Source organism: Serratia sp. CY56464, from assembly GCF_052168435.1.
GTDB classification, from domain to species: domain Bacteria; phylum Pseudomonadota; class Gammaproteobacteria; order Enterobacterales; family Enterobacteriaceae; genus Serratia; species Serratia marcescens.
The window spans coordinates 2,289,231-2,304,419 of the sequence record NZ_JBJNMV010000001.1; the positions used below are offsets into that span (position 1 = coordinate 2,289,231).

The window sequence follows — 15,189 nt, forward strand, 5'->3', positions numbered from 1 at the left end:
CTCCCGAAGAGAAGATAAATGGCGTCAGCACACCGGCTGGCGCGGGCGGAAAATGTGGTCAACGCCCTGCTCGCGCAGCCGGTTCACCAGATCGTGCCCGCCGTTCGGCGTGGCGTGCGCCAGCTGACGCTCGGCGGTAAACACCGGGCTGGCCCAAAACAGGTTCACCGGGTCGCCGTACTGCTGCGGCAACGCCAGGTGCGCGTGATGCGGATAGAAGGACGACGATAAAATATAGCCTTCGTAGCCCAACGGCGCCACGTCGGACTCCAGCGTGTGCCCTTCGCCGATCCAGGTCAACCGCGCCCACGGCGCGTGCGCGAAACCGGCCAGCGCGCTGGCCATCTGCACCGCGTTGTCTTCGGTCATGTATTGGCTGTCGATGGCGATCGCCATCTCCATGCGGCGATAGCGCGAAGCCTCGTCGTTGAACAGGATCTCCACCCACGGCATCGGCCGGATGCTGACCCCCATGGTGAGGAAGTAATAGATGCCGTCGCGCTCATGCTGAGTGATGGCCATCGGCGGCCACTTGCCCTGATCGATGGCGTAATATTTTACCGAAGGGCCGAAATGCTGCTCATAGCGCGCCTGAAAATCGCGCTGCATCTTCGGCCACGGATTGCCCTCTTCACGCTGCCAGCTGCGCCAAAACTGCCGGGTGCTTTCCGCCTGCGCATATTGCGTGTTGGTCGAGGCCGAACCGAGCGGATAGGCCAGTGGGCTCTCCTTGATGCAGCTGGCCGAATAGCACACCGAATGGTCGATATACAGGCTCCAGCCGGGGATCACCGCCAGCAGTTGGCCGTAATACCACAGGGCCGCGCCGTCGTCGCTTTCGCTCCACACCACCATCAGCCCTTCCGGGTTCAGCGGCGCTTCCCCTTCCAGGTTGCGGCAAAACTCCGCCGCCAGCATCGGCGGCTGCCCTTGTTCCAACGCGGCGCGATCCTCCTGCAGCGGCGCGGCGGCCAGGTTGCGCAGCCAGCAGGCGCGCACCTGATAGCGATCGCTGTAGGCTTCGGCGGGATAGATGTAAAAATAGGCTGCCCGGTGATCTTGCTGAACCACCGCGACCAGCGTCTGGTTCTCATTGCTGACTTCAGCAAGTACGTATGACTCGTTCATATCACCTCAATAGGGTCAGGGCGCGGCAGAATCGGCTGCGCGCCAAAAATGGAATGTGGCTTTGCCCCAAGTGTAAAACGCATTACTGGCCGGATCACCCGTAAAAGTCTCAAAAACGGCCGTAAACGAAGATAAACAAAGGCTAATTATAGCGGCTGCGGCTCATGACGGCCGAGTGATGCGCCGCACCGCGCGCTGATAGGAACCGTTGCGCATCGACGCGCCCAGCACCTTGCCCAAACCGGCGGCGCCCGTTCGCACCAGCCGCCGCCGCAGCGCGCCCGGATGAAAACCGAACTGCCGCTGCGCCCAGTCGGGCAACAGATCGATGCCCGCCTGCATCACCACCCCGCCGAGCGGGCGCGCCAACGCGCTCGGCGCCGGCGCCTTCAGCAGAATGCGCGCCACCTCTTGGGTGCGTTCATCGCACACCAGCTGCGGCCGCATCGCCTGCAGGTATTCTTCGACCTCCGCGCAGGACTGAGGTATTGCAGTGGCTCCCAGCGCGGCGGCCACGCGCGCCGCTTCACGATAGTATTGATCCTGCAAATCGCGGGAAAGATGGGGGTTACGGTAGCGCAGGTGGCTGGCCAGAAAGCGGCTGCTCTCCGCCACGTGCACCCAGGTCAGCAGCGCCGGATCGCTGGCGGCATAAGGCGTGCCGTCGCCGCCGACGCCGGTTACCCGCAGATGGATGGCTTTGACTTTGGCGATCAGCCGCTCCGCCTCGGCGGTCGGGCCGAAGGTGGTGACCGACACGAACTGGCTGGTGCGGCGCAGGCGGCCGATCATATCGTCGCGAAAATTGGAGTGATCCCATACGCCGGCCAGCGCCAGCGGGTGCAGCATTTGCAGCAGCAAGGCGCTGACGCCGCCGCACAGCATCGGCGTGAAATCGCGATGTACCTGCCAGATGACAGACTGCGGGCCGAACAGCCCCGGATCGCCGGGCGGATTCTCAAAATCGACGCCGCCGAGCGCCAGCCCGGTCAGGCTGAGCACCTGTTTCTCTATCGCTGCGCGTACCGCTTCCATCCTGCCGCCCTCTTGCTCATTCAGCGGCCAGTGTAACACGCGGCGAGCGCCTCACTGCGCCCTGCGGCGGTTGAAAGCATTAACTTACTGAATTACAGTTGTTATACCGCTTGCAACAAAGCGGGCCTATTCGATCCACTGCAGAGGCGCTTTGCAGGGCGTTAACCCACGTTAATTCGGCACTAACCCCACAAAACCTCTATCTAGTTTCTTTTCCTTCAACTTAGATAGCAGAGAGTTCGATGATTACCATCAGAGCACGCGCGGCGGAAGACAACGCGCAATTGGCAGATATCTGGCTGCGTTCGGTGCGCGCCACCCACCATTTTTTAACCGAAGACAACATCGCGCAGCTGTTCCCGCTGGTGCTGAACGACTACCTGCCGGCGGTCAACGTTTGGGTGGCTGAAGAACGCCCGGGGCATCCCTGCGGCTTTATCGGCCTGAACGGCAACAAGGTGGAGATGTTGTTTATCGACGCGGATCAGCGCGGCAAAGGGGTGGGCAAAGCGCTGCTGACCCACGCGGAAACGCTGCACGATGAGCTGCAGCTGGACGTGAACGAGCAAAATCCGCAGGCCAGCGGCTTCTACCGCCACTACGGGTTTGTCATCACCGGCCGCTCGCCGCTCGACGGCCAGGGCAACCCGTTCCCGCTGCTGCACATGAAGCTGGAAAAACGCTAGCCCTCCGCCGGCCGCCCTGCGGCCGGTTTCTTCCCCCGCCTCCCCCGCCGCCTTATATATCAAATCAGAATAAGTAATAGATTTTACATTCTTCCTGTCACTATAAACCCTCGGTAGGATTGCCCGGTATTCACCCGCAACAGAGGTTCCGTCAGCCGAAAAGCCGAACGATCTCTGTCCGGCGCACCGCGCTCTGGACGGAATGCTGTGATGTATCGATAAGGATCCGCTTCGCTATGATCGTTCTTTCGAACGTTTGCAAAACTTTTGACAGCACACAGGGCCGCGTCGTGGCGGTAGACAACGTCAGCCTGGCGGTAGAGGCCGGGCAAATTTACGGCATCATCGGCTACAGCGGCGCCGGCAAAAGCACCCTCATCCGCCTGCTCAACGGCCTGGAAACGCCCACCAGCGGCCGCATTGACGTGGGCGGTTTTGATATCGCCCGCGCCAAAGGCAGCCATCTGCGCCAGGCGCGCCTGAAAATCAGCATGGTGTTTCAGCACTTCAACCTGCTGTGGTCGCGCACCGTCAGCCAGAACATCGCGTTTTCCATGCAGATCGCCGGCGTGCCCAAGGCGCAGATTGCGCCGCGCGTGGCGGAACTGATCGCGCTGGTCGGCCTGCAGGGGCGCGAAAACGCCTACCCGTCTCAGCTCAGCGGCGGCCAAAAGCAGCGCGTCGGCATCGCCCGCGCGCTGGCCAATAACCCGAGCGTGCTGCTGTGCGACGAGGCCACCTCGGCGCTCGATCCGCAGACCACCGACGCCATTCTCGACCTGCTGTTGGACATCAACCGTCAGCTGAAATTGACCATCGTGCTAATCACCCACGAGATGCACGTGGTGCGCAAAATCTGCCACCGCGTGGCGGTGATGGAAAACGGCCGCATCGTCGAAGAAGGCCCGGTGCTTGACGTGTTCACCCGGCCGCAGCAGCCGATCACCCGACAGTTCGTCAAGCAGGTGTCGCAGTATGCGGACACCGAAGAGAGCTTCAACCCGCAGCTCACCGCCCACCTGCCGGGGGCGATTTTCAAGCTGACCTTCGTCGGCGTGCAAACCCATCAGGCGGTGATCTCTGAAGTGATCCGGCGCTACGCCCTAACCGTCAACATTCTGCACGGCAAGATCAGCCATACCCTCAACGGTTCGTTCGGCGAACTGTACATCCACGCCGAAGGCAATGAACAACAAGTCGCCGACATGCTCAACCTGCTGCACGAAAGAGACATCGCCGTCGAGGTTATCCAACATGATTGAATCCCTGTTCCCCCACCTGCGTCTGGACCAACTGTGGGACGCCACCAGGGAAACGCTGTACATGACCGGCATCGCCGGTTTGGCCACGCTGGTGCTCGGCATCGTGCTCGGCGTGCTGCTGTTTTTAACCTCGAAGGGCCAGCTGTTGCAGAACCGGGCGGTCTACTCGCTGATCTCCGTGTTGGTCAACGTCTTCCGCTCTATCCCGTTCATCATTCTGATCGTGCTGCTGATCCCATTCACCAAGTCGCTGATCGGCACCATTCTCGGCGCGGACGCGGCCCTGCCGGCGCTGATCGTCGGCGCGGCGCCGTTCTACGCCCGGCTGGTGGAGATCGCGCTGCGCGAGGTCGACAAAGGAGTGATCGAAGCGGCGCGCTCGATGGGCGCCAAAAACCGCACTCTGATTTTCCGCGTATTGCTGCCGGAAAGCTCGCCGGCGCTGGTTTCCGGCATCACCGTCACCCTGATCGCGCTGGTGAGCTACACCGCGATGGCCGGGGTGATCGGCGCCGGCGGCCTGGGCAATCTGGCCTATCTGGAAGGCTTCCAACGCAACCACAGTGACGTGACGCTGGTGGCGACGCTGACGATCCTGCTGATCGTTTTCGTCATTCAGTTCATTGGCGACACCCTGACAAGAACGCTCGATAAACGTTAATTAACCAAGGAAAACGATGATGAAAAAGCACCTACTGATGTTGGCTTTCGCCTCTGTCGCCACCCTCGCCTCTTACGGCGCCGCCGCGGCGACCAAGCTGGTGGTCGGCGCCTCCAACGTGCCGCACGCCGAGATCCTCGAACAAGCCAAACCGATACTGGCAAAGGAAGGCATCGATCTGCAGATCAAGCGCTTCCAGGACTACATCCTGCCGAACACCGCGCTGGCCAGCCACGACATCGACGCCAACTACTTCCAGCACGTGCCTTACCTGAACTCGGTGCTGAAAGACCACGCCGACGACAAGAGCTACGACTTCGTCAGCGCCGGCGCGATCCATATTGAGCCTATCGGCATCTACTCGAAGAAGTACAAGAGCCTGAAAGATCTGCCGGAAAACGGCAAAATCATCATGCGCGACGCGGTGGCGGAAGAAGGCCGCATCCTGTCTATTTTTGAACGGGAAGGCGTGATCAAGCTGAAGCCGGGGGTGAGCAAGGTGGACGCGCGCATCACCGACGTGGTGGAAAACCCGAAACACCTGAAGTTCCAGGCCAACGTTGAAGGCGCGCTGCTGCCACAGATGTATAACAACAACGAAGGCGACGCGGTGGTGATCAACGCCAACTACGCCATCGACGCCGGGCTGAATCCGACCAAGGATCCGATCGCGGTCGAAAGCGGCGAAAACAACCCGTACGCCAACATCGTCACCGTGCACAAAGCCGACGTGAACAAGCCGGAGATCGTGGCGCTGGTCAAAGTGCTGCACTCCAAACCGATTCAGGACTTTATCCGCGAGAAGTACCAGGGCGCGGTGATCCCGGTCAATCAGTAATGGGTTAGACGGCCCGGTAAAAGCCGGGCCGGTTGTCACACCTTATTGCCAATCTGGCTGAGCCGCGGCCACACCAGCATCAACGCCTCCAGCAACCGCAGCAGATCGCCGCGGCTTGCCCCTTCGCGCGCCTGCACCGACATGCCTTCAATGGTGCAAATGACGTACTTCGCCAGCAGCGCGGTGTCGGTCTTCGCCAGCAGTTCACCCTGCTGCACCTTGCGATCGAAGCAGGCTTTCAGCGCCGCTTCCTGGGCATGATGTTTTTTGCGCAACATCTGGGCGACGTCGTCGGACGCGGACGACAGCGCGGCGGAGGCGCACACCATAAAACAACCTGACGGCGTATCGGGGTCGGTAAACACTTCGACGGAAGAACGCACGTAGGCCTCGACGATCTCGGCCACCGGCAACGCCTGTTCCAACAGTTGGTTGGTGCAGGTGGTGTATTTTTGCAAATAGCGTTCCACCGCCGCGCGGAACATCCCTTCCTTGTTGCCGAATTCCGCATACAGCGTTGGTGCTTTGGCGCCGGTCACTTCCACCAGATCGGCCAGCGAGGTGGCTTCATAGCCGTGCCGCCAGAACAGATCGAGCGCGCTTTCCAGCGCCCGGTCGCGATCAAATTGTTTCGGCCTGCCACGGCTCTTTTTGCCGCAGACCTCTTCATTGATGCTCATCATTCTCTCCTGTCCCGCTCCACAGCAGGGTTAGCACAAATAACTTAACGATCATTATAAAAAAATATTGCGCCCTCGTCGAGAACCGATTAGCATTTAGTTATCGATCGTTAAGATAATTTAGCGAAGCGGATTAAACCCCTCTATTCACCGTTATCGGAAAGGAATTAACATTATGAAAAACTTAAAATTAACCTTAGCAGCCCTCACTCTGGCCAGCGTTTCCTTCGGCAGCTTCGCCGCTGATTTGGTTCAGAACCAACCGGCTGACCAGCAGAAAGTGGGCGTCATTACCGTCAGCGGCGCATCCGATCTGACCTCGCTGGAAAACAGCCTGGCCGCCAAAGCCGATCAGGCCGGTGCAAAATCCTTCCGCATCATCGGCGCCGGCGGTAACAACCAGCTGCACGGAACCGCAGAAATCTATCAATAACAAGGTATTAAACCAGCGGATCGCGATAATTTCGGCTCCCGACGCCAGGGCATAAAAAAAATTAATTAATGAGCATTAAAAAAATACTTGCAATCCGTCAAACCGGCATCTAACATTAAATTATCGATCGTTAATTAATTTAACGACCTTACAAAACAAACATCGTAAAGAACAAAGATAGGAAATAAGACCATGAAAAACCTGAAAATGACCATCGCAGCCATCGCACTGGCCTCCGTCTCTTTCGGCAGCTTCGCCGCCGATCTGGTTAACGCGCAACCCGCCGACCTGCAAAAAGCCGGCGTCGTCACCGTCAGCGGTGCGTCCGACCTGAGCAGCCTGGAAAACAAACTGGCGGCCAAAGCCGACGCGGCGGGCGCCAAATCTTTCCAGATCATCGCCACCACCGGTGACAACAAACTGCACGGCACCGCGATCATCTACAATTAATCGCCGGACCGGCAATCGTGCAAAAGGGCGGCTCAGGCCGCCTTTTGTTTGCTTTGACGCCAACGTTCTGTTGTAAGCTGTAGCGACCTTTTCCCGCTGAGCCGAGCAACGCCATGACTCCCCTGCTGTTCCACAAATATCACGGTCTGGGCAACGACTACCTGGTCTGCCACCGTTCGGTCGCCGAACGTCTGAGCCAGGAACAGATCCGCCTGCTGTGCCACCCGCATTACGGCATCGGTTCCGACGGCCTGCTGATCGACAGCGGCGACGCCGTCAATCCCACCCTGCGCATCATCAACCCGGACGGCTCCGAAGCGGAGAAAAGCGGCAACGGTCTGCGTATCTACGCGCGCTATCTGTTCGACAGCAAGCGCGTGGCGCATCAGCCGTTTCTGGTGCACACCGCCGGCGGCGACGTGCGTTGCCAGGTGGCGGAAGACGCGCATCAGATAACCGTGGAGATGGGGCGCGCCAATTTCAGCCCGGCGGCGCTGCCGGCGTTGATCGATCTGCCGGAGGCGCTGAACTATCCGCTGCCCCTGAGGGAGGCGACGTTAAGCGTTTCGCTGGTGTCGATGGGCAATCCGCACTGCGTGGTGCCGGTGGAAAAACTGGATCTGGCGCAGGTGCATCGGCTCGGACCGCAGATTGAGCGCCATCCGCTGTTCCCGAAACGCACCAATGTACAACTGGTGGAAGTGGTCGATCGCCAGACGCTGCGCATCGGCATCTGGGAGCGCGGCGCCGGCTTTACCCTCGCCTCCGGCAGCAGCAGCTGCGCCGCCGCCAGCGTGATGCGCAAGTTGGGACGAGTCGGCGATCGGGTTAGCGTGCGGATGCCGGGCGGCGAACTGCAGATCGCCTTCAGCGGCGATTTTCAGGTCAGCATGCGCGGACCGGTGCATAAAATCGCCACCCTGACGCTGGACGAAGACTGCTTTGCCGGCGGCGCGGGGCTGTTTACGGGATCCACCCCAGCAGCCTGAACCACAGATAGTCCAACGGCACCAGCAGTGCGAAGCTGAGCGCGGCCAACAGCAGGCATAGCTTTAGCCCTTCGCGCGCCGGCACTTTGCCCATCCCCATCGCCACCACGATCGGCGAGGCCTGATACGGCAGCAGCGGCGTGGCATAGCCGATCACCTGGGTCATCAGCACCGTCAGCAGCGGCAGGCCGCTGCCCGCGGACAACGCCTGCGCCAGCGGAGTAAACAGCGCCGGCACGCCGTTGGCGGTCACCACGAAATTCAGCAACGCGGTGATCCCCACCAGCGAACCGAACGCAGCGAACGGTTTGCCATGCAGATCCGGCATCATCGCCAGCAGCGCACCGCCCAGCCGATCGCCGAGACCGGAGTGGCTGACCAGCGCGGTCAGCCCCAGGATCCCCGCCACGTAGATACAGGTGCGCACGTTAACCCCGGCGGCGAACTGCTCGCCGTTGAGAAAACCGATGCGCGGCAACAGGCAGAAGCAGGCCGCCGCCAACCCGATCCAGGCGGGGGCGATGCCGTGCCAGCTGTCGGTCATCCACAGCAGCACCGTAATGCCCAACAGTGCGATCAGCCGCCACTCGGCGGCGCTGAGCGGGGTTTGTGCCGCCTCGGCCGCCACCGGCTGCGGCCGCGCGCGGAACAGGCCGCAGATGCACAGCGTCAGCAGCGCGCCTTTAGCGATCCCGAGCACCGGGGCATGCAACAACAGGTAAGAAAGATAAGCGAAGTGGCTGCCGTAGGCGCTTTCCGCCGCGCCGCTCATCACCAGATTGGGCACGTTGGCCGGCAGGATGCTGGCGGAGAGCTGGAAGGTGCCGAACCCCACCGCCAGCGCCAAACCGATGCGGCCGCGCGAGCCTTCCGCCAGGCCGGCGCGATTGGCCAACGCCATGACGATCGGCATCAGCAGCGTAATTCGCCCCATGTTGGAGGGCATGACAAACGCCAGCGCGTAGCTTATCGCCACCACGCCGCCCACCAGGCGGGGCCAGGAACCGGCCAGATGCGGCAAGAGTCGGTTGGCCAGGCGATCCGCCAAACCGGTGCTGCGGATGGCGGTGCCCAACACGAAGCCGCTGAGCACCAGCCAAAATGCGGAGGACGCGAAACCGGAAAAGGTCACCGCAGCGGGCGCCAGCTGCAATACCATCACCGCCGCAAAGAACAGCAGCGCGACCAAATACTCCGGCAGGCGGGCGCTGGCCCATAGCGCGATGACCACCAGCGTGACCAGCGCGGACAGCGCCATCGGATCCCCCAACATAGTTTCCTCCCTGATAAAACGTTGTGATTGTTATCAAACGGTTAACAGGGTGACACAAGGCGCGGGCGTTAACCTTGAAACCGCTCACATATCGTCGTTCTGCAGATTTTTCAGCATGCACACATTGCAGCCGTGGTGGCCGGTATTGCCGCGCCGTTCCGTCAACAGCGTGAACCCCAGCGCGTAGTACAACCCGATCGCCTCTTTCAACTGTTCGGTGGTTTCCAGGTAGCAGTAGCGATACCCCGCCGCCCGCGCCGCCTTCAGCGCCTGCACCACCATATGGCGCGCCATGCCCAGCCCGCGCGCGCCGGGTTTGAAAAACAGTTTTTGCAACTCGCAATAGCCGGGCTCTTCGCCGGCCAGCGGCGCCATGCCGACGCCCCCCACCACCTGCCCGCCGCGCTCCAGCACCCAGTAGTGGCCGCCGTTGTCGCGATACAGACCGGTCAGCCGATCGAGATCCGGATCGTGCAGGCTGACCCCTTCCATTTTGTCCATGCCGTACTCGCGAAACACGTCGCGAATGATCGCCGCCATCGCCGCATCGTCGCGCTCGACGATCGGCCGCACCCGCAGGTTGGCGTCGCGCTGTTTGCGCGCGCTGCGCAGCGCCGCGGTCATCTTTTTCATCGCCGCGGTAGTGCTCGCCAGCTCATCGTCGTCCAACTGCGCCAGCGCCGCCTGCATAAAACCGTCGGCGTCGCTCTCGATGCCGGCCAGCGTCTTGCCGCCCTGTTTACTCAACCGATGCAGGTTGTGCCGCTTGTCATCAGGATGATCCACCGTTTCTATCACGCCGGCGGCCACCAGGCTGCGCAGCGCCCGGCTGGCGCTGGCCTTGTCGATGCAAAGCCGGGCCGCCAGCTCGGTGACGCCCAGCGGCTGCTCGCTGACTTCGATCATCAGATGGATCTGCAGCGGCGAAAAGCGCGAGCCGTTGCTCTGCTTGTTCAACATGCCGAATTCTCTGACCAAACTGCGCGCCAATGCTCTGAAATCCCTGATGTTCACAATTGATATCCCCAATTAACTACCGATAAAAAATGAGATTTGGTTGATAGTGTTACCTAATTCTCACTACCTTAACGGATCATCAAGCCGCCATGAACCCCGGTATAACAGAGGAGCTGATGCAAAACGTTACATTACCCAATACAGTAAACTGATTAATTCAAAAAAATCAGAATAAAAATTCATTAATTTAATGTTGATAAAACAATAAACCAGTTAAAAAACATACAATCGTGAAAAAATCTGCGGTTAAGAGAAGAAATCGATATCAATCCATTGAATTACAATAGGTTACAACAATGTTAATAGCGGCATTAATGCCGATATCTTGTTGTAATTTGTTACATATTCATGGCAGGATCGCGACGCTTCCATAACGGCGACAACGCTCGTTATGGAAACATCGGGCGCGGGTTGCTCCCGCGCTGTTTTATGCTCATGGAGAGATCGCATGCCAATGAAAAAATCACTCGCCGTCTGTTCCGTCGCCCTTTCCGTCACTTTGCTGGCGGGCTGTGCGACCGAATCCTCCCGCTCTTTGGAAGTGCCGAAAGTGGCTTCCTACAACACCACTTATCAGGGCCCACGCAGCCCTATCGCCGTCGGTAAATTCGACAACCGCTCCAGCTACATGAATGGCATCTTCTCCGATGGCGTCGATCGGCTGGGCAATCAGTCCAAGACTATCCTGATCACGCATTTGCAGCAGACTGGCCGTTTCAACGTGCTGGACCGCGCCAACATGGAAGAGTTGAAAACTGAAGCCGGCATTAAAGGGAAAGCACAAACGCTGAAAGGCGCCAACTATGTGATTACCGGCGATGTCACCGAATTCGGCCGCAAAGAAGTCGGCGATCATCAGCTGTGGGGCATTTTGGGCCGTGGTAAATCACAGGTCGCTTACGCCAAAGTCAATCTGAACGTCGTGAACGTACAGACTTCAGAAGTCGTCTATTCCTCTCAGGGCGCCGGTGAATACGAACTGTCCAATCGCGAAATCATCGGTTTCGGGGGCACCGCCAGCTACGACTCCACCCTTAACGGCAAGGTGCTGGATCTGGCCGTGCGTGAAGCCGTCAATAACCTGGTTACCGGTATCGAAAACGGCGCATGGCGCCCTGCTAACTAACGGACTAGAAGCAGAGAAAGATGATAACTAAAAAAATGGGCGGGGCGCTGTTTGCAGCGACCCTGTTGGCCGGCTGCGCCGCGCCGAAAACGCTTTACAATTGGGATGGCTACCAAACTTCTCTTTATCAATACTACCAGCAGGATGGGCAAAGCCCTGAGCAGCAGATCGCTACGCTGAAAGAGATCGTCGAGAAATCCCGCGCCAAGGATAAAGCGGTACCGCCGGGGCTGCATGCGCAACTGGGGCTGCTGTACAGCAAAACCGGCAACGACGGACAAGCCATGAGTGAATTCAACACGGAAAAAACGCTGTTCCCGGAATCGGCACCGTTTATGAATTTCCTGATGGCCAAGGATAAGGGGAGCTTTAAATGAAGCGTGTACTCACTTTCCTCAGCGTTACCGCCATCCTGTTGCTGAGCGGCTGTGCCAAGCAAACGCCTTATGACTATGCGGCATTCCATGAGAGCAAGCCGAAGTCGATCCTGGTCTTGCCGCCGATGAATCAGTCGCCGGATGTCAAAGCCAGCCACAGCGTGCTCGCCAGTGCAACCTTACCGCTGGCCGAGGCCGGTTACTATGTGATGCCGGTCGCTGTAGTGGAGGAAACCTTCCTGCAAAACGGTCTAACCAACGCCAACGACATCCGCGCCGTCAGTCCGAAAAAACTGCACCAGATTTTCGGCGCCGACACCGTGCTGTACCTGGATGTCACGCAATACGGTACCAGCTACATGGTGATCAGCAGCGAAACTCGCGTTACCGTAGCCGCTCGCCTGGTTGACCTGCGCAACGGCAAACAGCTGTGGGCCGGCACCGCCACCGCATCCAGCAACGAAGGCAACAACAATTCCGGTGGCCTGCTGGGCATGGTGATCAGCGCCGCGATTTCACAAATCGCGGATACCATCAGCGATAAAGGGTTCGACATTGGTGCCATCGCCAACACTCGCCTCCTGTCGGCAACAGGTCAGAACGGCGCCATTCTTTATGGCCCGCGCTCGCCTCATTACGCCAGCCAGCGTTAAGCAGTCTCTCGGGCGGCCTTCTCGGGCCGCCTATGCCAAACTTGTCCCTTTTGCCAAAAGTAGCCCATGCTTTAACTGCACCTCTCCTTCTGGCTAACCGGGACGCTGGCTCATGACGAAAAAAACCACCCTGCTGCAATTCTTCCACTGGTACTACCCCGACGGCGGCAAACTGTGGCAGGAGGCCGCCGAGCGCGCCCCGCACCTGGCCGAACTGGGCATCACCGATCTGTGGCTGCCCCCCGCCTGCAAGGGCGCTTCCGGCGGCTACTCCGTCGGCTACGACACCTACGATCTGTTCGATCTGGGCGAATTTGACCAGAAAGGCAGCGTGGCCACCAAATACGGCGACAAGGCTGCGCTGGAACATGCCGCCACTACGCTGCGCGAACACGGCGTGGGGGTGATCTACGACGTGGTGTTCAACCACAAGCTCGGCGCGGACGAAAAAGAACGGGTACACGTGTTCAAGGTGGACGCCAACAACCGCAACGATATCGACGACCAGGGCTTCGACGCGCTGGCCTACACCCGCTTCACCTTTCCCGGTCGCCAGGGCGTGCATTCCGAGTTTATCTGGGATTACAAATGCTTCAGCGGCGTCGACTATGTTGAGCAGCCAGACGACAAAGGGGTGTTTAAAATCGCCAACGACTACGGCGACGACGGCTGGAACGATCAGGTCGACGACGAGAAAGGCAACTACGACTACCTGATGGGCGCCGACGTGGAGTTCCGCAACGCCGCGGTGACGGAGGAGCTCAAATACTGGGCGCGCTGGCTGCTGGACACGCTGCCGTGCGACGGCTTCCGCCTTGACGCCGCCAAACACATTCCCGCCTGGTTCTTCAAAGAGTGGGCGGATCACGTGCGCGGCAGCGCGCAGCGCGACCTGTTTATCGTTGCCGAATACTGGTCGCACGATCTCGGCGCGCTGCAACAATATATCGAGTTGGTGGACGGCAAGGTGATGCTGTTCGACGTGGCGCTGCACCTGAAGTTTCATCAGGCGTCGAAACAGGGCGACGGCTTCGACATGGCGCAGATCTTCACCGATACCCTGACCGCCGCCGATCCGGCCCACGCGGTGACGCTGGTCGCCAACCACGATACCCAGCCGCTGCAATCGCTGGAAGCGCCGGTGGAACCCTGGTTCAAACCGCTGGCCTATGCGCTGATCCTGCTGCGCGAACAGGGCGTACCCTGCGTGTTTTACCCCGACCTGTATGGCGCCAGCTACCGCGACAAGGGGCGCGACGGCGGCGAATACCAGATCGACATGCCGGCGATCCCGGAGCTGGAGAAACTGATCGCCGCCCGCCAGCGCTTCGCCAACGGCCCGCAAACCGACTACTTCGACGACAGCCACTGCGTGGCCTTCAGCCGCGCCGGCACCGCCGAGGCCCCCGGCTGCGTGGTGGTGCTGACCAACGGCGGCGAGAGCGGCAAGACGGTCGCGCTGGGCGCCGATTTGGCGCACACCGCCTGGCGCGATTTCCTCGGTAACCGCCAGGAGGAAATCACCACCGACGACCAGGGCAGCGCCCATTTCCCGGTTAACGCCGGCAGCGTCAGCGTCTGGGTGCCGACAGGCAGCCTGTGAACGCCCGCCGCCGCGCAATGATGCCGCGGCGGCAAAACTAATGTTTGCCTTTCGGGTCTAACTTACGCTATCAACTGCGCAAGCCATTCACACCGGAGCCTAAATAGGGTACAAGGCTGCATGAAAATTCCAAAACGACTCCAGCCGCTGGTAGATGACGGGTTAATCGACGACGTCATCCGCCGGTTGAAAAGCGGCAAAGAAGCCGACGTGTTTATCGTGCGCTGCGGCGATGAGATCCGCTGCGCCAAAGTGTACAAAGAGGCCGAGAAGCGCAACTTCAAGCAGGCCGTTCACTATCAGGAAGGGCGCAAGGTGCGCAACAGCCGCGACGCGCGCGCCATGAGCAAAGGCTCCAAATTCGGCCGCCAGCAGCAGGAAGAAGCCTGGCAAAACACCGAAGTGGACGCGCTGTATCTGCTGGCCAAGGCCGGGGTGCGGGTGCCGCAGCCGGATATCTGCCTGGACGGCGTGCTGCTGATGGAGCTGATTACCGACGAAGAAGGTCTGGTGGCGCCGCGCCTGAGCGATGTCATCCTGACGCCGGAACAGGCGCGCGCCGATCACGCCCTGATGATGAATTACGCGGTGCGCATGCTGTGCGCCGGGCTGGTGCACGGTGACCTGTCGGAATTCAACGTGCTGATGGATAAAGACGGGCCGGTGATCATCGATCTGCCGCAGGTGGTGGACGCCGCTGCCAACAATCACGCCAAAAGCATGTTCGAGCGCGATATCAACAATTTGGCGGAATATTATGGCCAATTCGCGCCGGAACTGCGCGACAGCCAATACGCCAAAGAGATTTGGGCGCTGTATCAGGAAGGCAATCTGACGCCGGACAGCGCCCTCAGCGGCCGGTTCAGCGAAATCCAGAAGCGCGCCGATGTCGGCTCGGTGCTGGAAGAGATCCAGGCCGCCAGCGAGGAACACCAGCGCCGCCTCATGGCGCGCAACGCGGAAGAGTAACGCGCCGCG

Annotated in this window: 17 protein-coding genes; 12 read left to right on the forward strand and 5 right to left on the reverse strand. The window is 59.9% G+C overall.

What is annotated here, in order from left to right; translation table 11 throughout:
- Positions 1-24 precede the first annotated feature (24 nt).
- Positions 25-1,128: a suppressor of fused domain protein gene (locus tag ACJ8KE_RS11110; RefSeq protein WP_016928594.1), complete on the reverse strand. Its 1,104-nt coding sequence runs from the start codon at positions 1,126-1,128 to the stop codon at positions 25-27.
- Positions 1,129-1,290: 162 nt separating this feature from the next.
- Positions 1,291-2,163, reverse strand: coding sequence for an oxygenase MpaB family protein (locus tag ACJ8KE_RS11115; protein ID WP_016928595.1), 873 nt, complete (start codon positions 2,161-2,163; stop codon positions 1,291-1,293).
- A 242-nt stretch (positions 2,164-2,405) separates the two neighbouring features.
- Between ACJ8KE_RS11115 and ACJ8KE_RS11120 the strand changes: the two genes are divergently transcribed.
- From ACJ8KE_RS11120 to ACJ8KE_RS11135, 4 genes are all read left to right on the forward strand, one after another.
- On the forward strand, positions 2,406-2,849 hold the full coding sequence (locus tag ACJ8KE_RS11120) for an acetyltransferase (RefSeq protein WP_016928596.1): 444 nt from the start codon (positions 2,406-2,408) through the stop codon (positions 2,847-2,849).
- A 236-nt stretch (positions 2,850-3,085) separates the two neighbouring features.
- Positions 3,086-4,111, forward strand: coding sequence for a methionine ABC transporter ATP-binding protein (locus ACJ8KE_RS11125; protein WP_033640979.1), 1,026 nt, complete (start codon positions 3,086-3,088; stop codon positions 4,109-4,111).
- Positions 4,104-4,772, forward strand: a complete 669-nt coding sequence (locus ACJ8KE_RS11130) for a methionine ABC transporter permease (RefSeq protein WP_197754594.1) — start codon at positions 4,104-4,106, stop codon at positions 4,770-4,772. Before ACJ8KE_RS11125 ends, ACJ8KE_RS11130 begins: the two co-directional genes overlap by 8 nt.
- Positions 4,773-4,791: 19 nt before the next feature.
- Entirely contained in the window at positions 4,792-5,610 is an 819-nt protein-coding gene (locus ACJ8KE_RS11135; protein WP_274985288.1) for a MetQ/NlpA family ABC transporter substrate-binding protein, read from the forward strand.
- A gap of 35 nt (positions 5,611-5,645) precedes the next feature.
- Here the strand turns inward: ACJ8KE_RS11135 and ACJ8KE_RS11140 are convergent, their stop codons facing one another.
- Positions 5,646-6,290, reverse strand: coding sequence for a TetR/AcrR family transcriptional regulator (locus tag ACJ8KE_RS11140; protein ID WP_049276899.1), 645 nt, complete (start codon positions 6,288-6,290; stop codon positions 5,646-5,648).
- Positions 6,291-6,465: 175 nt separating this feature from the next.
- Here ACJ8KE_RS11140 and bhsA (ACJ8KE_RS11145) point away from each other — a divergent pair, with 175 nt between their 5' ends.
- The 3 genes from bhsA (ACJ8KE_RS11145) to dapF all read left to right on the forward strand — a co-directional run bounded on the left by bhsA (ACJ8KE_RS11145) (position 6,466) and on the right by dapF (position 8,162).
- Positions 6,466-6,723, forward strand: a complete 258-nt coding sequence (gene bhsA, locus ACJ8KE_RS11145) for a multiple stress resistance protein BhsA (RefSeq protein WP_016928600.1) — start codon at positions 6,466-6,468, stop codon at positions 6,721-6,723.
- Between the two features lie 192 nt (positions 6,724-6,915).
- The gene (gene bhsA, locus ACJ8KE_RS11150) at positions 6,916-7,173 is read left to right on the forward strand and encodes a multiple stress resistance protein BhsA (RefSeq protein WP_016928601.1); all 258 of its coding nucleotides are present in this window, start codon (positions 6,916-6,918) and stop codon (positions 7,171-7,173) included.
- 113 nt (positions 7,174-7,286) lie between these two features.
- Positions 7,287-8,162, forward strand: a complete 876-nt coding sequence (dapF, locus tag ACJ8KE_RS11155; protein WP_261419839.1) for a diaminopimelate epimerase — start codon at positions 7,287-7,289, stop codon at positions 8,160-8,162.
- Here the strand turns inward: dapF and ACJ8KE_RS11160 are convergent.
- Both ACJ8KE_RS11160 and ACJ8KE_RS11165 read right to left on the reverse strand, forming a co-directional pair.
- The gene (locus ACJ8KE_RS11160; RefSeq protein WP_016928603.1) at positions 8,137-9,435 is read right to left on the reverse strand and encodes an SLC13 family permease; all 1,299 of its coding nucleotides are present in this window, start codon (positions 9,433-9,435) and stop codon (positions 8,137-8,139) included. The two genes, dapF and ACJ8KE_RS11160, sit on opposite strands and share 26 nt — an antisense overlap.
- An 84-nt stretch (positions 9,436-9,519) precedes the next feature.
- Entirely contained in the window at positions 9,520-10,425 is a 906-nt protein-coding gene (locus ACJ8KE_RS11165) for a bifunctional helix-turn-helix transcriptional regulator/GNAT family N-acetyltransferase (RefSeq protein WP_016928604.1), read from the reverse strand.
- Between the two features lie 481 nt (positions 10,426-10,906).
- Between ACJ8KE_RS11165 and ACJ8KE_RS11170 the strand changes: the two genes are divergently transcribed.
- The 5 genes from ACJ8KE_RS11170 (at position 10,907) to ACJ8KE_RS11190 (ending at position 15,180) form a co-directional block, all read left to right on the forward strand.
- Positions 10,907-11,578: a CsgG/HfaB family protein gene (locus tag ACJ8KE_RS11170; RefSeq protein WP_016928605.1), complete on the forward strand. Its 672-nt coding sequence runs from the start codon at positions 10,907-10,909 to the stop codon at positions 11,576-11,578.
- A gap of 20 nt (positions 11,579-11,598) precedes the next feature.
- Entirely contained in the window at positions 11,599-11,955 is a 357-nt protein-coding gene (locus tag ACJ8KE_RS11175; protein ID WP_016928606.1) for a DUF4810 domain-containing protein, read from the forward strand.
- Entirely contained in the window at positions 11,952-12,608 is a 657-nt protein-coding gene (locus ACJ8KE_RS11180) for a DUF799 domain-containing protein (RefSeq protein WP_016928607.1), read from the forward strand. Before ACJ8KE_RS11175 ends, ACJ8KE_RS11180 begins: the two co-directional genes overlap by 4 nt.
- A gap of 112 nt (positions 12,609-12,720) precedes the next feature.
- Positions 12,721-14,211 carry an alpha-amylase gene (gene amyA / locus ACJ8KE_RS11185; protein ID WP_016928608.1) on the forward strand — a complete coding sequence of 497 codons (1,491 nt, stop codon included), beginning with the start codon at positions 12,721-12,723 and terminating at the stop codon, positions 14,209-14,211.
- Positions 14,212-14,331: 120 nt separating this feature from the next.
- Positions 14,332-15,180: a PA4780 family RIO1-like protein kinase gene (locus tag ACJ8KE_RS11190; RefSeq protein WP_016928609.1), complete on the forward strand. Its 849-nt coding sequence runs from the start codon at positions 14,332-14,334 to the stop codon at positions 15,178-15,180.
- Positions 15,181-15,189: the final 9 nt, after the last annotated feature.